21 protein-coding genes are annotated in these 20,443 nt (G+C 67.0%); 17 read left to right on the top strand and 4 right to left on the bottom strand.

All coding sequences use genetic code 11. The annotated features are described in order from the left end of the window. Positions 1-22: 22 nt before the first annotated feature. The 7 genes from flhF to IPM20_05475 all read left to right on the top strand — a co-directional run bounded on the left by flhF (position 23) and on the right by IPM20_05475 (position 5,779). Positions 23-1,294, top strand: coding sequence for a flagellar biosynthesis protein FlhF (flhF, locus tag IPM20_05505; protein MBK9131081.1), 1,272 nt, complete (start codon positions 23-25; stop codon positions 1,292-1,294). Continuing rightward, positions 1,287-2,174: a MinD/ParA family protein gene (locus IPM20_05500; protein ID MBK9131080.1), complete on the top strand. Its 888-nt coding sequence runs from the start codon at positions 1,287-1,289 to the stop codon at positions 2,172-2,174. Before flhF ends, IPM20_05500 begins: the two co-directional genes overlap by 8 nt. After that, positions 2,171-2,908: an RNA polymerase sigma factor FliA gene (locus tag IPM20_05495; GenBank protein MBK9131079.1), complete on the top strand. Its 738-nt coding sequence runs from the start codon at positions 2,171-2,173 to the stop codon at positions 2,906-2,908. Before IPM20_05500 ends, IPM20_05495 begins: the two co-directional genes overlap by 4 nt. Before the next feature lie 198 nt (positions 2,909-3,106). Further along, positions 3,107-3,847 carry a flagellar motor protein gene (locus IPM20_05490; GenBank protein ID MBK9131078.1) on the top strand — a complete coding sequence of 247 codons (741 nt, stop codon included), beginning with the start codon at positions 3,107-3,109 and terminating at the stop codon, positions 3,845-3,847. A 10-nt stretch (positions 3,848-3,857) separates the two neighbouring features. Continuing rightward, entirely contained in the window at positions 3,858-5,108 is a 1,251-nt protein-coding gene (motD, locus tag IPM20_05485; GenBank protein ID MBK9131077.1) for a flagellar motor protein MotD, read from the top strand. Between the two features lie 78 nt (positions 5,109-5,186). Further along, entirely contained in the window at positions 5,187-5,366 is a 180-nt protein-coding gene (locus IPM20_05480) for a hypothetical protein (GenBank protein ID MBK9131076.1), read from the top strand. An 11-nt stretch (positions 5,367-5,377) separates the two neighbouring features. After that, positions 5,378-5,779, top strand: coding sequence for a DUF2802 domain-containing protein (locus IPM20_05475; protein ID MBK9131075.1), 402 nt, complete (start codon positions 5,378-5,380; stop codon positions 5,777-5,779). Between the two features lie 67 nt (positions 5,780-5,846). Here the strand turns inward: IPM20_05475 and IPM20_05470 are convergent, their stop codons facing one another. Continuing rightward, positions 5,847-7,718: an EAL domain-containing protein gene (locus IPM20_05470; GenBank protein ID MBK9131074.1), complete on the bottom strand. Its 1,872-nt coding sequence runs from the start codon at positions 7,716-7,718 to the stop codon at positions 5,847-5,849. Positions 7,719-7,969: 251 nt separating this feature from the next. Between IPM20_05470 and IPM20_05465 the strand changes: the two genes are divergently transcribed. Further along, the gene (locus IPM20_05465) at positions 7,970-8,893 is read left to right on the top strand and encodes a pentapeptide repeat-containing protein (GenBank protein ID MBK9131073.1); all 924 of its coding nucleotides are present in this window, start codon (positions 7,970-7,972) and stop codon (positions 8,891-8,893) included. 6 nt (positions 8,894-8,899) lie between these two features. Here the strand turns inward: IPM20_05465 and amrA are convergent, their stop codons facing one another. Beyond that, positions 8,900-9,517: an AmmeMemoRadiSam system protein A gene (gene amrA, locus IPM20_05460; protein ID MBK9131072.1), complete on the bottom strand. Its 618-nt coding sequence runs from the start codon at positions 9,515-9,517 to the stop codon at positions 8,900-8,902. Beyond that, on the bottom strand, positions 9,510-10,304 hold the full coding sequence (amrB, locus tag IPM20_05455; GenBank protein ID MBK9131071.1) for an AmmeMemoRadiSam system protein B: 795 nt from the start codon (positions 10,302-10,304) through the stop codon (positions 9,510-9,512). The genes amrA and amrB overlap by 8 nt, the downstream gene beginning before the upstream one ends. 259 nt (positions 10,305-10,563) lie before the next feature. Here amrB and amrS point away from each other — a divergent pair, with 259 nt between their 5' ends. Beyond that, positions 10,564-11,679, top strand: a complete 1,116-nt coding sequence (gene amrS / locus IPM20_05450; protein MBK9131070.1) for an AmmeMemoRadiSam system radical SAM enzyme — start codon at positions 10,564-10,566, stop codon at positions 11,677-11,679. 52 nt (positions 11,680-11,731) lie between these two features. On the opposite strand, the gene IPM20_05445 is transcribed toward amrS, so the two are convergent. Further along, positions 11,732-13,297 carry an AAA family ATPase gene (locus IPM20_05445; protein MBK9131069.1) on the bottom strand — a complete coding sequence of 522 codons (1,566 nt, stop codon included), beginning with the start codon at positions 13,295-13,297 and terminating at the stop codon, positions 11,732-11,734. Positions 13,298-13,488: 191 nt separating this feature from the next. Between IPM20_05445 and IPM20_05440 the strand changes: the two genes are divergently transcribed. From IPM20_05440 to carA, 8 genes are all read left to right on the top strand, one after another. Continuing rightward, positions 13,489-13,995, top strand: coding sequence for a hypothetical protein (locus IPM20_05440; protein ID MBK9131068.1), 507 nt, complete (start codon positions 13,489-13,491; stop codon positions 13,993-13,995). A gap of 15 nt (positions 13,996-14,010) precedes the next feature. Next, on the top strand, positions 14,011-16,005 hold the full coding sequence (locus IPM20_05435; GenBank protein MBK9131067.1) for an ATP-dependent DNA helicase: 1,995 nt from the start codon (positions 14,011-14,013) through the stop codon (positions 16,003-16,005). Between the two features lie 145 nt (positions 16,006-16,150). Next, positions 16,151-16,849 (top strand): tRNA (adenosine(37)-N6)-threonylcarbamoyltransferase complex dimerization subunit type 1 TsaB, encoded by a 699-nt coding sequence (tsaB, locus tag IPM20_05430; GenBank protein MBK9131066.1) that lies wholly within the window; start codon positions 16,151-16,153, stop codon positions 16,847-16,849. 213 nt (positions 16,850-17,062) lie between these two features. Then, on the top strand, positions 17,063-17,407 hold the full coding sequence (locus IPM20_05425) for a histidine triad nucleotide-binding protein (GenBank protein MBK9131065.1): 345 nt from the start codon (positions 17,063-17,065) through the stop codon (positions 17,405-17,407). Between the two features lie 434 nt (positions 17,408-17,841). Further along, positions 17,842-18,135: a VanZ family protein gene (gene vanZ / locus IPM20_05420; GenBank protein ID MBK9131064.1), complete on the top strand. Its 294-nt coding sequence runs from the start codon at positions 17,842-17,844 to the stop codon at positions 18,133-18,135. A 98-nt stretch (positions 18,136-18,233) separates the two neighbouring features. Beyond that, complete coding sequence (locus IPM20_05415; protein ID MBK9131063.1) at positions 18,234-18,383, top strand: hypothetical protein; 150 nt, start codon at positions 18,234-18,236, stop codon at positions 18,381-18,383. Positions 18,384-18,556: 173 nt separating this feature from the next. Then, positions 18,557-18,991 (top strand): DUF1249 domain-containing protein, encoded by a 435-nt coding sequence (locus tag IPM20_05410; GenBank protein MBK9131062.1) that lies wholly within the window; start codon positions 18,557-18,559, stop codon positions 18,989-18,991. 292 nt (positions 18,992-19,283) lie between these two features. Then, positions 19,284-20,420, top strand: coding sequence for a glutamine-hydrolyzing carbamoyl-phosphate synthase small subunit (carA, locus tag IPM20_05405; GenBank protein MBK9131061.1), 1,137 nt, complete (start codon positions 19,284-19,286; stop codon positions 20,418-20,420). The last annotated feature ends 23 nt before the right edge of the window (positions 20,421-20,443 follow it).

The following is a 20,443-nucleotide window of genomic DNA, read 5'->3' as shown; positions in this document are numbered from 1 at the left end:
GCGGCGCTGAACGAGGCGAACCATGAAGATAAAACGATTCTTTGCACCGGACATCCGCCAGGCGATCCGCATGGTGCGCGAGGAACAGGGGCCGGACGCCGTGATCCTCTCCAACAGCCGCGTCAACGGCGGCGTGGAGATCGTGGCGGCGGTCGATTACGACGAGACCGTGTTCAAGGCGGTGAAGGGCGAATTCCCCGGCGAGACCAGGTCGACGGAGGCCCAGACGGCCGGCACCCCGGTGCGCAAGACCGCCGCGGAGGCCCCGGTCAGCCGTCCGGCTGCGGAACCGGCGTCCGTTTCCCGCACCGGCGCGCCGGTATTCGACGCCAACGGAAGCATCTGGAGTCAGGAACCGACGCTGGTCGAACTGCGCGCCGAACTCAACCGCATGCGCCTGATGATGGAAAACCAGTTGTCGAGCCTCGCCTGGGGCCAGTTCGCGCGGCGCGAACCGGCCGCCGTCGAACTGATCCAGCGCCTGATGTGCTTCGGCCTGACCGCGGCGCAGAGCCGCCGGCTGGTCGACGGCCTCGGCCGCCTCGATGGCGACATCGAGGCGCTGTGGCAGCGCGCACTGAACGTGCTTGCGAGCTGCGTCCCGCTGTATGGCGATGACATCCTCGACGAGGGCGGCATCGTCGCCCTGGTCGGACCGACCGGGGTGGGCAAGACGACCACCGCCGCCAAGCTCGCCGCGCGCTACGCGCTGCGCCACGGCAGCCGCCAGGTGGCGCTGATCACCATCGACAACTACCGCGTCGGCGCCTACGAGCAACTGCGCACCTACGGGCGAATCCTGGACGTTCCCGTCCGGACCGCCGACAGCCGCGACGAACTGCGCAAGGTGCTCAATGATCTGTGCGACCGTCGTCTGATCCTCATCGACACCACCGGCATGGGTCAGCACGACAGCGGCCTGCAGCGGCAGGCGGAACTGCTCGACAAGGAACACCTGAACAAGAAGACCCTGCTGCTGCTCTCGGCCACCACGCGCCTGTCGGGGCTGGAGGACGTGGCGGATGCCTTCGGCGTATTCCGGCCCGACGGCTGCATCCTGACCAAGCTGGACGAGGCCACCTGCATTGGAGGCGCGGTCAGCACGGCGATCAGCCGCGCACTCCCGATCGCGTTCTACAGCGACGGCCAGCGGGTGCCGGAGGATCTGCACCCGGCGCGCGCCGGGGCCCTGCTCGCGCGCGGCGTGGAGACGATGAAAAACTCGGAATCCCACATCAACGAAGATTTGATCGCACTCAGTTTCGGAAAGGAAATGGCCAATGCTTATGTCTGACAAGGGACTGTCCCAGGCGGCCGGTCTGCATGAATTTTCCCGCCAGACGCCGGTGCGCGTCATCGCGGTGACGGGCGGCAAGGGCGGGGTCGGCAAGACCAACGTCTCGATCAACCTCGGCGTGACGCTCGCCATGAGAGGGCGGCGCGTCCTGCTGATGGACGCCGATCTCGGCCTGGCGAACGTGGACGTTCTGCTCGGACTGCATCCGGGCGTGAACCTCTCGCACGTGATCAACGGCGATTGCACGCTCGACGACATCCTCGTCGAGGGTCCGCACGGCCTGCGCATCATTCCCGCCTCGTCGGGGGTCAAGCGCATGGCGGAGCTCAGTCCCGCCGAGCACGCCGGGCTGATCCGCGCCTTCAGCACCCTCGATTTCAATCCCGAGATCCTGCTGGTCGACACCGCCGCGGGGATATCCGACGGGGTGGTGACCTATGTGCGCGCGGCGCACGAGGTGGTGGTGGTCGTGTGCGACGAACCCGCCTCGATCACCGACGCCTACGCGATGATCAAGGTCATGCATCGCGAGTACGGGGTGGACCGCTTTCGCGTGCTGGCGAACATGGTGCACGGGGCGCAGGAGGGCAACGAGCTGTACAAGAAGCTCGCCAAGGTCGCCGACCGCTTCCTCGACGTCAGCCTCGACTACATGGGCGCGGTCCCGTATGACGAATTCCTGCGCAAGGCGGTGCAGAAGCAGCGCACGCTGGTCGACGCCTATCCGCGCAGCAAGGCGGCGCTTTCCTTCGCCAAGATCGGGCAGAAGATCGAGCAGTGGCCCGTCCCGCGCGCCGCGAGCGGACGTATCGAGTTCTTCGTGGAAAGACTGTTCATGAATAACAAGGGCGGCAGGACAACCGTAGGGACAATATGAATAAACCAGCCATGTACACACCCGCAGACAATGATGGAAACGGATATCAGGAGGTGGTGACGCAGTACGCCTCGCTGGTCAAACGCATCGCCTATCACATCATGAGCCGGTTGCCGCCCAGCGTGCAGGTCGACGACCTGATCCAGGCCGGCATGATCGGCCTGCTCGAGGCGGCGCGCAACTACGATGCCGGGCAGGGCGCGAGCTTCGAGACCTATGCCGGCATCCGCATCCGCGGCGCGATGCTCGACGAGATCCGCAAGGGCGACTGGGCGCCGCGCTCGGTGCACCGCAAGGCGCGCCAGGTCGCCGACGCCGTGCGCGAGGTCGAGAACGCGACCGGGCGCGACGCGAAGGATCACGAGGTCGCCAAGCTGCTCGGCATGAGTCTGGACGAATACCACAAGACCCTGCAGGACGCGAGCGGTTGCCGTCTGCTCAGCTTCGAGGAAATGGGCATGAGCGAGGACGCCGTGCCGTCGCGTCTAGGCAAGAGTGACAACGGACCGTTCGAGGGCGTGCAGCACGACGACTTCAAGCGCAACCTCGCCGAGGCGATCTCGGGGTTGCCGGACCGTGAACGGCTGGTGCTGACGCTCTACTACGAAGAGGATCTGAACCTGCGCGAAATCGGCGCGGTCATCGGCGTCAGCGAGTCGCGCGTCAGCCAGATCCACAGCCAGGCCCTGGTCCGACTGCAGTCCAGGCTCGGTCACTGGAGGACGAATGACTGAGCCATCCTCGCGGTCCCGCCGCCCGCGCTAGCGCGGCGCGCCGGGGAGGAGGGCCCGGAGTCGGGACACGGACAGGGAACGGGATACGGTTTTATGCAAGGATCGGCCGGCAATGCGCGAGTGACGGGCGCCGCCACGTCCGCCCCGGCGGACGCGGTTGCACGCGCGGCCGGGCTTGTGGTGAGGGGGAGATAGGTCTTGGATATTCTGAGCATCGCCGGCATCGCGCTTGCCTTCATCGCGATACTCGGAGGCAACGCCCTGGAAGGCGGACACCTCTCGTCGCTGCTGCAGTTGACGGCGTTCCTCATCGTGTTTGGCGGCACCCTCGGCGCCATTCTGATCCAGTCACCGTTCAGCATCTTCATGCGCTCGCTCAAGATGGCCATGTGGGTCATTCTGCCGCCCAAGGTGGCCGCGGCGGAGGCCATCCAGAAGATCGTCAACTGGAGCAACATCGCGCGCAAGGAGGGCCTGCTCGGCCTGGAGTCGATCACCGAGAGCGAGCCCGATCAGTTCGCCCGCAAGGGGCTGCAGCTGCTGGTCGACGGCAGCGACCCGGAGGCGATCCGCGCCATCATGGAAGTCGAGGTGGGCGTCCATGAATATCACGATACCCAGGCGGCCAAGGTGTTCGAGGGTATGGGCGGGTACTCCCCCACCATCGGCATCATCGGCGCCGTCATGGGCCTCATCCACGTCATGGCGAATCTGGCCGATCCCAGCAAGCTGGGTTCGGGTATCGCGGTGGCCTTCGTGGCCACGATCTACGGCGTGGGTCTCGCCAACCTCTTCTTCCTGCCGATGGCGAACAAGCTGAAGGGGATCGTGCACGTCCACACGCAATTCCGCGAGATGATCATCGAGGGCATCGTTTCCATCGCCGAGGGAGAGAACCCGCGCAACATCGAGACCAAGCTGCAGGGCTATATCCACTGAGGGTACGCCCATGGCGCGCAAGAAAAAGCACGAGGAACACGAGAATCATGAACGCTGGCTCGTGTCGTACGCGGATTTCATCACGCTGCTGTTCGCATTTTTCGTCGTCATGTACGCGGTTTCCTCGGTCAATGCGGGTAAATACCGCGTCTTGTCCGATTCGCTGGTGGCGGCCTTCAACGAACCGAAAAAATCCTTCGAGCCGATCCAGCTGGGCGAGATGGTGAAATCCGCCACCAACGCCTCGATCGAGATCATCAGCAAACCCACCCTGATCAAGGTCCCGATCACCAGCTTGAGCAACCAGGAATCGGAGCAGGGAAAAATGCCGGGCGCCGGCGTTGCCTCGTCGCCGGAAAACGCGCGTGACATCCAGAAGATCGCGGACGAGGTCGCCCAGGCCATGCAGCAGCTGGTCGACAAGGGGCTGGTCTCGATCAGCATGACCGACCTGTGGGTCGAGGTCGAGATCAAGGACAGTGTCCTGTTTCCCAGCGGCAGCGCGCAGATCCATCCCGAGGCGATCGAGGTGCTCACGCGGCTGGCGACCATCCTGGCCGATTTCACCAATCCGGTTCGTATCGAGGGGTTCACCGACAACGTTCCCATCACCACGCAGGTCTATCCGTCGAACTGGGAATTGTCGGCCGCGCGCGCGGCGAGCGTGGTACGCCTGTTCGAGCGCCAGGGTCTCTCCTCGACGCGGCTGTCGGCGGTAGGCTATGGCGAGTATCGCCCGATCGACACCAATGACACCGTCGAGGGGCGCGCGAAGAACCGGCGCGTCGTGCTGGTGGTGCTGGCCGACAAGGAAGTCGAACATCTGCTCGACGAGCGCCTGCGCCAGTCGGTGGCGGCGGATGTGCCCGCTGCGGTTTCCGCTGTCGTTGAGCCGGATTCACCCGCGACCCCGGCGGCTGCGCCCGTTGAAGTCGCGGCCCCCGCCGTGATGGAAGCTCCGTCCGGGGGGAACGCAGACGATTCTGCGGATGCGGTGGAGGCCGCGCCGGTGGAGGCACCACGCGCGGCCGTCGTGCCGCAGGCACCGGCCCAGGCGCAGGGGAGCGGCAAACCGCCGGCCCGGAACGGCGCGGGGATCTCCCTCCCGCCGAATCCGCGCCCGTTGCGGGCGATTACCCCGTTGGTCGTGCCGGCGCTGCCGGAGCGCCCGCTCGAGTTGGCGCCACCGGTGCAGCAGCCCAGGGTCGATCTCGGCCTGCCGCTTGCCGTGGACCGGCGGGCGGCGTTGGGTCCGCCCTGAGTCGGGACCTGAAGCCCGATTCCTGGCACGGAATGTGCAATTTTCTGGGTATTCAAGCGACCCTGGGAGGTCGATGGAATGCCGGAGATCGGGGATATCAAGCCGACGCTGCCGACCTGGGGTCGGCGTCCGGTGGATCGTATCGGGCCGGACGGCGAGCGGCCCCGGCCGCCGCGCAGGGAAAAGCCGCCTCCGCGCGAGGAAGGCGGGGACGACAAAGATGATCCCCGCGGCGGACAGATCGACGAATATGTCTGAGGTGAGCTGTAATGACGCTTGAGATAACCCTACAGATCGCAACGGTCGCGGCGGCGGCGGTGATGGTGCTTGCCCTGTTGCTGCAGACCTTGAGCGTGGCGCGTCTGCGCCGCGATCATCGCGCCTTGCGCGCGGAATGCGCGGCCTTGCAGAGCGAGCTGGGCGCACTGTGCGCCGGCGCCTCCGGGATGGGCGCGCACCTGAGCCGGCTGGATCAGCAGGTGATGCGCCTGGGCGAGCGTCAGGACGATCTCGAGTCGAACGACATCCTTCACCGCGAGTACGACCGGGCAGTCAAGCTGGTGCGCGCGGGCGCGGGCGTCGAGGAGATCATGGCGCAATGCAATCTGATCAGGTCGGAGGCTGAATTGCTCATGCGCCTCCACGGCGGGGTACCGGAGCGCGCGGCCTGAGACCGTTGAAGGTGTGAGGACCGGGGCCGGATCCGCGATCACGCGGGGCGGCCCTGGATCGCGTGTTTCAGCCCGGCGGCGGGATCTCGGGCAGCGGCTCGCCGATGAAGTTGCCCTGCGCGCGGTTCACGCCGTATTCCTCCAGCAGCGCCAGTATCTCGGCGTTCTCCACGAATTCCGCCACCACCACCTTGTCCAGCGTGCGTCCGACCTCGATCATCGATCGGACCAGGCGCTGGTCCACCGGATCGTTGAGCAGGTTGCGGATGAAGCTGCCATCGATCTTCAGATAATCGACCGGAAACTGTTTCAGGTAGTTGAACGAACTGAAGCCGGTGCCGAAGTCGTCCAGCGCGAAGCGGCAGCCCAACTCGCGCAGGCGGTTGATCATGGTACGCGTCTGGTCGTAGCTCGCCACCGCCGCCGTCTCCGTGATCTCGAAGGTGATGCGGTCCGCGGCGACGCCGCAGTGCTCCAGCCGGTCGCGCACCAGCGACAGCAGGGCCGGATCCTGGAAGGCGTGGATCGACAGGTTGACGTTGAGGGTCAGGCCGGACTGCTCGCGCGGCAGCCGTGCGAGCACGTCGATGGCGTATTGCACTACCCACAGGTCGATGTCGTGGATCAGGCCCATGCGCTCGGCGACCGGGATGAAGCGGTCCGGCGTGATCAGCGCGCCGTCAGTATCCCGCATCCGGATGAGGGCCTCATAGCCGACCACGCGCCCGCCGGGCAGTTCGATCACGGGCTGGAAGAACATGCAGAAACGGTTCTGCGTGAGCGCCTCGCGGATGCGCGGCACCCAGTCCGCCGCGTGGCGCAGGATATTGGTTTCGACATCGTCCTTGTTGAACAGGTGCACCAGATTGCGCCCGTGCGTCTTCGCCTCGAAGCAGGCCTGGCTGGAGCGCGCCAGCGCCTCGCTCGCATTGATGTCCTCGTGCGGCAGGACCAGCGCCACGCCGATGCTCGCGCAGACATGGTAGTTGCGGTCCTCGGTGCGGAAACGGTATTCATCGATGGCGATGCGCAGGGTTTCCGCCCGTGCGATGGCCTCCGCTTCGGTAGTGTCCTCGATCAGTACGGCGTACTCGTCCGAGCTGATACGGGCGAGGATGTCGTGCGCGCCGAGATGCTTGCGCAGGATGTTGGCGACGCTCATGAGCAGGCGGTCGCCCACGGCGTGCCCCTCCAGGTCGTTGATGACCTTGAACTGGTCCAGGTCGACGTACAGCAGGGACGCGCTGTGTCCGCTGGTGCGCACGCTCGCGATCGTGTCCTCGATCGCGAGCTCGAGCCGGCGGCGGTTGAACAGTCCGGTGAGATCGTCGTGCGAAACCAGATACTGCAGCCGCGCCTCCATGACTTTGCGCTCGGCGAGTTCGGTCTCGAGCTCGCTCTCGTGCTGGCGGCGCATGTCGCGTTCCTTCTTGAGCAGCAGCGCCGAGATCACGCGCGGGATCAGTTCGGCGCGCTGCACCGGGTGGAACAGGATATCGGTGGCGCCGGCGGCGAAGCTGCCCGGCAGCATGTCCTCCCGCCAGGCGCTGCGCTGCCGGATCAGGATGATCGGCATGTCGCGCCACGCCGGCTGGCGGCGGATCGCACGGCACAACGCATGGCCGTCGAACTGCGTCGTGGCGACGTCGAGCAAGAGCAGGTCGACGGGGTGCGCACCGAAATCGAGGCTGGAGCGCAGCGCCCGCAGCACCTCTTCGTCATTGCCTGCGGTTTCGACGCGGGTGAAACCGTTCCGGGACAGCATGGTCCCGATGGGGGTGGCGTCCCCGGCCACGGCGGCGGCCACCAGGATACTCATGGCGCGCAGTTCGTCGAGCCGGTGGCGAATGTCCTGCGATGGGTCCTGGGCTGGCGGGTGTCCGGCGGCGGGGTCTGGCGCCGCACGGTTGTCGCGGCTGGTGTTGTGCGCGGAGCTCATACTGACGGTTGTTTTAATTCCCTTTCCTGCAATGCCGATACTGTTTCTGGCATTTGTCATGCATATAGATTCGCCCGGTATCCCGGACTCTATGCAGCGTCCGGAGCGTAGCGTATCACAACTGTAGCTTAAATCCATGTTGAGCATAAAGGATTTTTTCATCGGCCCGGGCCGGCCGCCGAAGGCCGGGGGTCGATCCTGTAAGACGCGGACAGGCGGGCGCCGGTTCCACCGGCAGCGGGGCGAGGACGATGCGACAGCCGGATAAGACCCAGCACCAGCTCTGGTATACCCGGCGTGGCGAGGCCGTGCAGGGGCCGTTCCCGGCTGGCCAGATTTCGCGCTATGTCATCCTCGGCCGTATCCAGCTGACCGACGAGGTCAGCGCGGACGGCGTGGTCTGGGTACCGCTGAGCCAGATGCCCGAGATGATCCCGGACCTGGTGCAGTATGATTCCGAAGATCCGTCCCAGCGCGAGCGTCTGGAGGCGGCCCGGCGTTGGGAAGATGAGCGCAGCCGCGATCGGCGCGGGGAGGGGGGCGCCGCGCCCACCGATCAACGCGGCGCGGGTGACCGGCGCCAGACGCCGGTTCCCGGTGCGCAGCGTCCGCGTAATGCGCGTCCCGATCGCATGAGTGAGCACCTGGAGCAGCGCCGGCGTCAGCGCCTGATCTCCGGACTGATCGCGGTCGGCGTGCTGATCTTTCTCGCGCTGCTGGTCGTGATCTACCGCCCGGCGACGAAGATCGCCGACTCCAAGTTGCGGTGCGCGCAACCGCCGGGGCCGGGCGTGGAATGGAGCAACTGCGCCTTCGAGGGCCGGGGTCTGGCCGGCGTCGACCTTTCCGGCGCGGATATGACGAATATGCGGCTGTCCCGCGCCGATCTCGAGGGCGCCCGGCTGGAGCGGGCCGATCTCTCCTACAGCGAACTCGCCGTGGCGCGCCTGCGCAACGCCCGGCTGGGTGGCGCCGTGCTGGTGGGCGCCGCCCTGCGCGGCGCCGATCTGGCCGGGGCGGATCTCGCCGGCGCGAATCTCTCCTATGCCGATCTCACCGGTGCCGACCTCACCGGCGCGAATCTGAGTGCCGCGACCCTCGACCAGGCGATCTGGACCGACGGCAACGTCTGCAGGCCGGGCTCGGTCGGGCGCTGTCGGACCGCGGCCAATTGACCGTCCTCAGCCCGGTAGCGGGTTCCCGCCGTCGCGCGCGAGCGTTTCCAGATATCCGCCCTGGATAACCGCGGTGGTGTAGCGCGCGAAGCGCAGCGATTCCGACCAGTAGTCCGGCGCCAGGCCGGCCTTGCGGCGCAGCGCGCGCAGAAACTCCGCCGGTTCCGGCAGCATCTCCCACACCTTGGGCAGGAAGGTCGCACGGTGCCGCGCCCCTTCCTCCAGCAGCAGTCCATCGACATGGGGGCGCAGCTGCGCGAGGAGTTCGGTTTCGCTGTCGCAGGGGAAGGCCTCGAGCGGGTTCAGGATCGCGATCTCCAGACTCAGCGTGGTGACCTCGACGTCCCGCAGCGGCGGGAAGCGCGGATCCAGAAAGGCCGCGGCGTAGGCATTCAGGGCCAGGTCGCGCGCCAGCGCACGGTGCGCTTCGAGGCTGCCGATGCAGCCGCGCAGTTCGCCCGCATGGGTCAGGGTGACGAAACTCGCGCCCGGCCGCCGCAGGGCGGCGGGATAATCGTCGCGCGGGGGCGGCGGTGCGCCTTGCGCGAGGCCGTGGGCGATCGCGGCGGCGGCGATGGACAGCGCGGGCGTGTCCCTGGTGTCCGTTTCTCCGCGCTCAGGCATCGAAGGCGTACGCCCCGTAGCCGACCACGCGGTCGCGTGGACCGGCGGTGTCTCCGGAATTGCGCAGGTCGAGCGTGCGCGCGCGCAGACCGTGGTTGCGTGCGCTGAGCAGCAGGCCGTTGACCGGGTTGCGGCCGCAGGCGTCTTCATAGTGGATGTCCTGTGGACGCAAGGCCTCGATCGCGCGCGAGGTCGCGGCATCGAGACGCCGCGCCGTGGCGTAATCGTGATAGTGGCTGAGATCGCTGCTGATCAAGATCAGGGTTTCGGGGCCGCCCCACAGGGTTTCGATCACCTCGCTTACCTCCTCGGGTGTCGCGTCGCCGACGACGAGCGGGACCAGGGTGAACTCCGTCAGCACTTCCTGCAGGAAGGGCAACTGCACTTCCAGGCTGTGCTCGGCGCGATGCGCCTCGTCCAGGATGCGGACCTGGGGCAGGTTCAGCAGTCGCGCGCGGGCGGCGGTATCGAGCGGGACATCGCCCAGCGGCGTGCTGAAGGCCGCGGCGCTGCTCAGCGCGAGGCCGTCGAAGGCGACGCGGTGGGCGGGTCCGAGCAGCACGACGCGCCGGATGCGGCCACGCGCCGGCGCCAGTCGGGCGTACAGGCTTGCCGCCACCGGCCCCGAGTAGACATAGCCGGCGTGCGGGGCGATGACGGCCTTGGGCACGGAGTCCGCCGCGGCCGTGTGCACCGCGTCGAGCAGCGCACGAACCTGGACACGCAGCTCACGCGCGTCGGCGGGATAGAACTGGCCGGCCACAGCCGGGGCTCTGACAGTATGCATCGTCGTTTCCTTCCCTGCGGCGGGTGGTCGCCGGTGCTGGGGACAGGAGCTAACTGGGGGCGGATCACCGCGATTTCCAGGGCGTGCCCCGATCAAATCCATCGGTCTCGGAGCGCATCCACGCCGCATTCCCTCCGGAATGATGTGCCTGCCGTCGCCCTCAGGCAAGCGTCCGCTTGCGAATTGTGATGATTGCCCCCATTTTGCCAGTCATGATGACTGAATGTGTCCATGCTCGTGCTGACCGGGAGGCCGCGCCATGACCGAGCCCTCCGGTAGGGAATCCGACAGCGCCGCCACGGTGCCGACCCGCCACTGGCACGCGCTGGACGACGGTCGCGTGCAGTGCGACCTGTGTCCACGCTTCTGCAAGCTGCACGAGGGCCAGCGCGGACTGTGCTTCGTGCGCGCCCGCTGGGACGGTGGCGTCGTGCTGACCACCTATGGTCGTTCCAGCGGTTTCTGCATCGATCCGATCGAGAAGAAGCCGCTCAATCATTTCCTGCCCGGCACGCCGGTGCTGTCCTTCGGCACCGCCGGCTGCAACCTGGCGTGCAAGTTCTGCCAGAACTGGGATATCAGCAAGTCGCGCGAATTCGACACCCTGGCCGATGCCGCCGCGCCAGCGACCATCGCGCGCGCGGCGCGCGAGCTCGGCTGCCGCAGCGTGGCCTTCACCTATAACGACCCGGTCATCTTTCACGAGTACGCCATCGACGTCGCGCAGGCCTGCCATGAACAGGGCATCAGGACGGTCGCAGTGACCGCAGGTTATGTCTGCCCCGAGCCGCGCGCCGAATTCTACCGCCACATGGACGCCGCCAACGTCGACCTGAAGGCCTTCAGCGAGCGCTTCTACCGCAATATCGCCGGCGCGCAACTCGGCGCGGTGCTGGATTCCCTGGTGTACCTGAAACATCAGACCCAGGTCTGGTTCGAGCTGACTACGCTGCTGATTCCGGGCGAGAACGACAGCGAGGGGGAGATCGATGCGATGACGCGCTGGGTGGTCGCGGAGCTGGGGCCCGACGTGCCCATGCACTTCACCGCCTTCCACCCGGACTGGAAGATGCGCGACCATCCGCCGACGCCGCCCGCCACACTGACACGCGCGCGGGAGATCGCCCGGGCCAACGGCGTGCATCATGTCTACACCGGCAACGTGCACGACGCCACCGGCGGCAGCACGTTCTGTCATCACTGCGGCGAGGTGCTGATCCAGCGCGACTGGTATGTGCTGGGTGCGTGGAATCTGACCGCCGACGGCCGCTGCGGATCCTGCGGCACGCGCTGTGCCGGCGTGTTCGAGGAAGCGCCGGGCAGCTGGGGCGCGCGACGGCTGCCGGTGCGGCTTAAGGATTACGCCATCGATTAGAAATCGGGGACGGACTTAAGTCTGTCCCCGAATGACCGGATCCGTCCCCGATTTATCTGGCGATGCGCCGGGTGATCTCTGCCGCGATCAGCGCGGCATCCACGGGCTGGCCGGTGTCGATGGTAATTGTGTCGGCGCATTCCTCCGTCGTCAGCGCCTCCTGGGTGTCCATCTGCCGCTTCAATACCCCCGGCGTGGCCTCGGAGGCATCGCGGCCGACGCGCATGCGCCCCTCGACGCGCGCCCTCAGGACGGCCGCATCGGCCTGGAAATCCAGGATCATAAAGGGCACGCCGAGCTGCGCGGCGAGGGCGCGGAACGGCGCCCGCTGCGCCGCCTTGAGAAAGGTCGCATCGATCAGCGCCGTGAACCCCGCATCGATGATCGCGGCCGCGAGCTCTTCCAGGCGCCGGTAGGTACGCGCGCCGGCGTCAGCGCTGTAGAGGTCGGCGTCGAGCCCGGATTGCGTGCGCGCCTCGGGCGTGTAGCCGAACAGGCGTTTGCGCTCGACGTCGGAGCGGGCGCGGATCATGGCGCAGGGCGCGAGCAGGGCGTTGGTATGCGTCGTCTTGCCCGAGCCGGACGGGCCATGGGTGATCACCAGGGCGCGCGGTCGCGGGCGAAGGTAGTCGCGGGCCAGACGGATGTAGGCGCGCAGGGCGTCAAAGGCCGTCGCAGCCGTCGCGCCGCTCTGGCGCAGGCGGATGCTCTCGACCTTGGCGCGCACCAGCGCGCGATAGGCCTGATAGTAACGCAACAGGACTAGTCCCGCGTAATCGCCACTGTGGTGCAGGTACTCGTTCAGAAAGCCCAGGCCGAGATCGGCGCGCCCGTGCGCGTCGAGGTCCATGACCAGGAATGCGATCTCGCTCATGACATCGATCCAGCGCAGGCGGTCGTTGAACTCCAGGCAGTCGAAGGCCAGCGGTTCACCCGCGTGGAGCGTGATGTTGCCGAGATGCAGGTCGCCGTGGCACTCCCGCACGTGGCCAGCGGCCTTGCGCTGTTGCAGCACCGGGCGCAGCGCCGCGCCCGCGCGCACGGATTCGTCGTGCAATTCCCGCAGCAGCGCCGTCTCGGCCGGAAACTCCGGCGGCAGGCGGATCTGCGCGAAGTTTTCCTCCACCGGTTCGGCCACGGCCGCCGGCGTGCCATAGCGATCGCCGGCCGTCGCACGCGCGGCCGCGGCGTGAAAGCGGGCGAGGCCGGCGGCGAAGCGGGCGAGCAGTTCCGGTGTCAGTCGGTCCGCGGCGAGCAGGTGGTCGAACTGCTGCGCCGGATCGAACTGGATCATCCTGACGGCGTATTCGAGCGCCGCGCCCGCGCCGTTCAGTACGGGCCGGGCCGGGGTGCCGGTGATGGTCACGACATCGCGATAGAGCGCGGGGGCGAGGCGGCGGTTGAGCCGCAGTTCCTCCTCGCAGTAGTGACGCCGCTTGTCGAGCGTGGAGAAATCGAGGAAGCCGAGATCGACGGCCTTCTTGATCTTGTAGGCATAGGGCCCGGTGAGCAGCACCCAGGAGATGTGCGTCTCAATGACGCGAAAGCCCGCGACCGGGTGATCGTAGAGCGCGGCGTCCTGCAGCGCCTGTATCAGTGAAGGATCCTGCGCATTCATGACCTGGATGCATGTTGCGTCGTGCACTCGGCGGGGACAGATTTTCAAATCTGTCCCCGTGCCCGGTTTGTACCGCCTGATTCGGAGACAGACTTGGAACCTGCCCCAGACATTCCGGCATTATAGCCTCTGCACGACATGCCGCATCCTTAATGCTAGAATCGCCCCAATCAATACCTGACCGGAAAACCGTGGAATTTTATTCCGTCGACAAACTCATCGCCGAGGCGCGCCGCCTTGCCGCCGCCTACCGGCGGACCACCGGCCGGCCGCTCGCCGGTGTCAGCGCCGAGATCTGCCAGCATGATGCCGCGCGCCTGCTCGATCTCGAGCTGTGCCAGCCGCCGGTCAGCGGCTATGACGCTATCGGGCGCGGCGCGCGCGCCGGCAAGCGCGTGCAGATCAAGGGGCGCGCGATCTTCGATGAGAGTCGGGGCGGCCATCGCATCGGCCAGCTCAAGATCGAGCAGGAATGGGACAGTGTCGTGCTGGTCCTGATGGACGAGAATTTCGAGTCGTTCGAGATCTACGAGGCGGAACGCGCGGACATCCTGGACGACCTCGGGCGTTCCGACAGCCGGCGCAGCAAGCGCGGCGCGATGTCGGTGGCCCGTTTCAAGAATCTCGGCCGCCTCGTCTGGGAGCGCGCGGCCGGCGCGGTCGGAGACGGGGTGTGGGACAATCAGGCCAGCGCCTGATTCGTCGCGCGGGCCATGCCGGATCCCCTGATCGGCTCCGCTGAACTGCTCGGGCGCGACGGCCCGTTCGCGCACCGGATCCCGCACTTCGCGCCGCGCGCGCAGCAGCAGGCGATGGCCGCCGCGGTGGCCGCAACGCTCGACGCCGGCGGGCTGCTGGTCGCCGAGGCCGGCACCGGCACCGGCAAGACCTTCGCCTATCTGGCGCCCGTGTTCCAGCGCGCGGGCAAGGTCGTCATCTCGACCGGCACCAAGGCCCTGCAGGACCAGCTGTTCCAGCGTGACATCCCGGTGGTGAAGCAGGCGCTCGCAAGTCCGCTGCACGTCGCGCTGCTCAAGGGACGCGCCAACTACCTGTGCCTGTACCGCCTCGACCTGGCCGGCCAGTCGCGCGAGATCGCGCTCCCGCGCGCGGCGGCGCGCATGCACGAGGTGCGCGCCTGGGCCGGACGCACGCGCAGCGGCGAGATCAGCGAGGTCGCCGACATCCCCGGCAACGATCCGTTCTGGTACCTGGTCACCTCGAATGCCGAGAACTGTCTGGGCCAGGACTGCCCGGCCTACGCCGACTGTCATGTGATCAGGGCGCGGCGCGCGGCGCAGGAGGCGGATGTGGTGGTGATCAATCATCACCTGCTGTTTTCCGACATCCTGCTGCGCCAGGAAGGCTTCGGCGAGCTGCTGCCGCAGGCGCAGGCCTTTATCCTCGACGAGGCACACCAGTTGCCCGAGCTCGCCTCGCGCTTCTTCGGTACCGCATTGAGCGGACGCCAGCTCGGCGAATTGGCCCGCGATTCCCAGCGCGCCCTGTACGCGCTCAGCGCCGATACGCCGCAACTGGAGGCCGCCGCGCGCGCGCTCGAGCAGTGCGTGGAGGCGTTCCGGCTCGCGCTCGGCGACGGGCAGCGCCAGGCGGCGTGGCCGGCGGCATCCCTCCCGCCGGCGCTCGACGCCGCCATGCACCGCCTGCAGGACGGCGTGCTCGCGCTGCTCGAGCAGCTCGAGGCGGCGGCCGGGCGCGACAAGGAGCTGGAGAACTGCTGGCGGCGGGCGCAGCTGCTGGGCGCGCGGCTGCGCCAGTTCGCCGGCAGCACGGACGCGGCGGAGGACGACGCGGAGCCGGGCGAGCGCATCACCTGGTTCGAGACCGGCGCGCGCTCGTTCACCCTGCACGTCACACCGATGGATTTCGCCGCCACCTTCCGCGCCAGCGTGGAACGCTATCAGAGTGCCTGGGTGTTCACCTCGGCGACCTTGGCGGTCGGGGAGGATTTCAGTCATTTCTGCACTCGCCTCGGCATCGGGGACGCGCGCACCGCGCGCTGGGACAGCCCGTTCGACTACGCCGCCAACGCCGTGGCGTATCTGCCGCGCGGCCTGCCCGAGCCCGGCACGCCGGGTTATACCGCGGCCGTGGTGCAGGCTGCGTGCCCGGTGCTGGCGGCCAGCGGCGGGCGCGCGTTCATCCTCTTCACCAGCCACCATGCACTGCAGGAAGCGGCGCGGCTGTTCGCCCGCATGGAAGGGTTCGACTATCCGGTGTTCGTGCAGGGCACCTTGCCGCACAATGAGTTGCTCGAGCGCTTCCGCCGCGCCGGCAACGGCGTCCTGCTCGGTACCGGGAGTTTCTGGGAAGGGGTCGACGTGCGCGGGCCGGCGCTGTCCTGCGTCATCATCGACAAGCTGCCGTTCGCCCCCCCGGACGACCCGGTGTTCCAGGCGCGCGCGTCCCTGATGAGAGCGCGCGGCGGCAATCCGTTCCGCGACTACCAGCTGCCGGCGGCGGTCATCGCCCTTAAACAGGGAGTCGGGCGTTTGATCCGCGACGTCGACGACCGCGGCGTGCTGATGCTGTGCGACCCGCGTCTGTTCAGCAAATCCTACGGCCAGGTTTTCCTGCGCAATCTGCCGCCCATGCGCCGTGTGCGGGAGCTGGCGGAGATAGAACGATTCTATGCGGGCCCTGCAGGGGAGATCCCGCCGCCGGACGCCTTCGGTGTGCCCGGCTGATGGATATTAAAAAATAATCCATCTGTCCGATTCACGTGCGCCGGCTAATCCAGTAATCTGATGAACAGCCCGCGCCGGCGTTTGCTCCGCGGGGTGTTTCTACTGAAGAAAAAATAATTCTGTGCTGCACGGCAACACGCATTCCATGAAGATGCTCGCCATCGAGACCTCGACGATCGCCTGCTCGGCGGCGTTGTTCGATGGCGGCGACCCGATCGAGCGCTTCGAGATCGCCCCGCGGGGTCACGCCGAGTTGTTACTCCCCATGCTGGACGAGTTGCTTGCCGAGGCCGGCTGGTCGCGCGAGCAGATCGACGTGGTCGCCTTCGGGCGCGGTCCCGGCGCATTCACCGGCCTGCGCATCGCCGCCGGCGTGGCGCAGGGCATCGCCTTCGGTCTCGATACCCCGGTGGTGCCGGTTTCCACGCTCGCCGCGCTTGCCTACGGCGCCACGCGCGAGGGCAAGGGGTCGCGCATCCTCGCCGCCATGGATGCGCGCATGCACGAGATCTACTGGGGCGCATACGAGCTGGACGAGGGCGGGGCACCGGCCTTGTCCGGCACGGAGCAGGTCTGCGCGCCGATGGACGCTATGCTGCCCGCCGGCGCCGGCTGGTTCGGCGCCGGCGACGCCTGGGAGGTGTATGGCGAGGTCATGCGCCTGCGCCTGGGCCGGCGCCTCGCCGGTTGGGACGCCGGACGCTATCCCCGCGCCCGCGACGTTGCCCTGCTGGCGGCGCCCATATATAAGGTAGGCGGCGGATTGCCTCCCGAGCAGGCCCTGCCCGTCTACCTGCGCGACAACGTCGCGCAACCCAAGCGCAAACCTTCTCCCTCCGAGTGAGCCCGTAGCCCGGATGAAGCGCAGCATAAACCGGGACATTCCCCGGGTTCCAGCGCCGCGCGCTTGCATCCGGGCGACATGAGTCGCACCGTCATTTCTGCGCCCCGGCTTGCCGCGCCGCGGCCCGATGGGGGATCATACCCGGCATATCGTACGGGGACGGACTTCAGTCCGTCCCCACCCCGTTACCCGTGAATGGAAAGGTGCGTAACGATGAAAGACTGCCTGTTCTGCAAGATGGTCCGGGGCGAGATCCAGCCCAGCAAGGTGTACGAGGACGACCGCGTGCTGGCCTTCCGCGACATCAATCCTCAGGCGCCGACCCATGTGCTGGTCATCCCCAAGCAGCACATCGCCACCATCAACGATCTGGGTTCCGGGCATACCAGCCTGGTCGGTGAGCTCTATCTTGCCGCGCAGGAGGTGGCGCGCAGCGAAGGCCTTGCCGAGTCCGGCTACCGCACCGTCATGAACTGCGGTCGCGACGCCGGCCAGGCCGTGTTCCACATCCACCTGCATGTGCTCGGCGGCCGGCCGCTGCACTGGCCGCCGGGGTGAACGCGTGGCCTGTCCCTGCTTGATGCCGGCTGGGCCCTTGCGGCTTGCGCAGCGCTGACAGTGCATCGGCGTGAAGTCAGGGCTGGCACGCGGGGCGCGCGCCGGTCTTCAGGATGACGATAGCGCTGCATACGCTCGCCGCTCTCACTGTCCAGTGAATGGTGGCCAGGCATCCCCGACTGAATCCTGTGGCGGCGGAGATCGGGGCCTGCCGCACGGTCGCTTGCCTGTCCTGCCCCGGCATCCATCGGGATACAACCGGATTTTTTTGTTTCGCCGTCTCGGTGCGATACGGGCGCCGGTATATACTCCTGCCACCGGTAGGGTGGGGATGAAACGGCGACGTTGTTGGCATCATGATGGAATCGATCCAGATACACATCTTTCGCGCCCTGCTGGTGCTGGCCTTGCTGACGGTGGCCCTGCTGGCGTTCATGCAGATGCCGGAGATGGGGCCGCAGCGGGTGTCGGACAAACTGAATCACGCCTGCGCATTCTACGCGCTTGCGCTCCTGCTCGATTTCGCCCGTCCACAGACCGGGTTCGGCGTACGCAAGTTCGCCGTGCTGATGGCGTACGGCGTGGCGATTGAATGCGTGCAGTACTTTCTCCCCTGGCGGGAGTTCTCGCTGCTGGACATGGTGGCCGATGCCGTCGGCCTGCTGCTGTACGTCGCCAGTATCCCGCTGCTGATGCGGCTTCCGCTGTTGCGGCGGCGCTGGCAGTAGGCGGGGCGCTTCGCTCCGGCGCCCGGCCGGCCAGTCCGTCGTCCCGATGTTATACTCGCCGCGGTGATCAATCGTCGCCCGGCATCGAGGTGAGCATCATGGATTCCATCGTCATCAAACTCGTCGTGATCTCACTGATGGTCGGTGTGCTGATCGCCATCGCACTGGGGGACCGGCGCATTCGCAAGGAGCGCGAGCAGGAGGAGCGCGAGAAACGGGAGCGTGAGGCGGCCGGGCAATCCGAGTAGTTTCCGCCTACTCCTGTTCGCCGCCGTCGTCAAGCGATCTTGGTTGATCCGCGTTTCGCCGCGTTTGCGCTGACCCAAAAGTCGTAGGCCGGTGGTATAATTTCCCCAGACTTGCGGGCGCGTCTTCGCGCCCGATCCGAATGGTCCACGCGGCAGGAAGTCCATCACAGGTGATGACGGTACGGACGGCGCCCGGGCTGCGTAGCCTGATGCCGATATACGAGGGCAACTACCGGAGCCTCGCGCAACTGGTGCCCGGTCTGCGTTCGATGCAGGCCCCGGTCAGTTTCGTCCTCAGTGACCTGCCCCGTATCCGCCTGAGCATCGTCGAAACCTGCAAGTACACCGCGATGCTCGCCTTCAGCCATTCGCTCGCGCCCGGGGCGGACCGGATCCCCGACCTGGCGTTGGCGGTACGCATGTGCCACGACGCGCGCGTCGCCGAGGTGATCGGCTATCAGGGGCGCGCGCGCTTCGCGGCGGTGTATCCCTACCCCAACAAGGACATGCACGGCGTGTTCGAAAAGCGTCAGGTGAACCTGTTCCTCGGCGAGTGGCTGCGCTTCTGCCGCCTCGGCGGCCGCCAGCCCCTGATTGCCGCCGGCTAGGGTTCGGTCCGCTCACCCCGCAGTCGTTCCGGCGATCACCGGCCCGCCGTCCGTGGCGCCGGGTTCTGATGCGCGGGTTTAGCAGAGTCCATTAACTGTTCGCTGATCATCGGTTTTTTCATGGTTGTATCCCAGATGCCCGTGTCCGGGCGCCGCGTCCGCGCGTGGACACATCGAAGCGTCCTGAGTTAGAATCGCCAAGCTTTGAAAACTGGTCGTTTTCGGGTTTCCGACAACGGGAGGGGTGTGGCCGCTTCTCCCGTTTTGCGTATCTGTAAGGAGGGGATCTGCTTTGCATCAACCGGCCCTGTTAGCGCTTGCGGACGGTAATCTGTTTCGAGGGGTTTCCATCGGGGTCCCGGGACAGACGGTCGGTGAGGTGGTGTTCAACACCGCCATGACGGGTTACCAGGAGATCCTCACCGACCCGTCCTACAGTCGGCAGATCGTCACCTTCACCTATCCCCATATCGGCAACACCGGCGCCAACCCGGACGACGAGGAGTCGTCCCGCGTGTACGTGAGCGGCCTGATCGTGCGCGAGCCCTCGCCGATCGCGAGCAGCTGGCGCGCACGCGAACGGCTGGAGGATTATCTGCTCCGGCACGAGGTGGTCGGCATCGCCGACATCGATACCCGGCGCCTGACCCGCCTGCTGCGCGAGGGCGGCGCGCAGAGCGGCTGCATCATGGCCGGCGAGCATATCGATGAGCATGCCGCCGTCGAGATGGCGCGCGGCTTCCCGGGCCTGAACGGCATGGATCTCGCGCGCGTGGTGTCGACCGAGATCCGCTACGAATGGGCGCAGGGCAGCTGGACGCTGGAGCCCGCCTCCGCCTCCGCTGCCGGCCGCGCGCAGCCCTATCATGTGGTGGCCTACGATTACGGCGTCAAGCGCAACATCCTCTGCCTGCTGGTCGACCGCGGCTGCCGCGTGACGGTGGTCCCGGCCCAGACGCCGGTGGAGGAAGTGCTGGCGCTCAGACCCCACGGCGTGTTCCTGTCCAACGGACCGGGCGATCCGGCGGCCTGCGCGTACGCGATCGAGTCGATCCGTGTGCTGCTGGAGCGGCGCATCCCGCTGTTCGGCATCTGTCTCGGCCATCAGCTCCTCGGCCTGGCGAGCGGGGCGCGCACGATCAAGATGAAGTTCGGCCATCACGGCGCGAACCACCCGGTGCTGGACCTCGACAGTAAGCGGGTGATGATCACCAGCCAGAATCACGGCTTCGCGGTGGACGAGTCGACGCTGCCGGCCACCCTGCGCGTCACGCACCGCTCGCTCTTCGACGGCTCCAACCAGGGGATTCGGCGGACCGACGTACCAGCCTTCGGTTTCCAGGGCCATCCGGAGGCGAGTCCCGGTCCCCACGACGCCGCGCCGCTGTTCGATCATTTTATCGAGCTGATGCGGCAGCAGGGCCGTTGAACGGCGCCGATCCCGGATGATTT

Source organism: Gammaproteobacteria bacterium (assembly GCA_016716465.1).
Classification (GTDB): domain Bacteria; phylum Pseudomonadota; class Gammaproteobacteria; order SZUA-140; family SZUA-140; genus JADJWH01.
The sequence above is the reverse complement of the archived record's forward strand: the minus strand, read 5'-3'. Positions and strand labels throughout refer to the sequence as shown.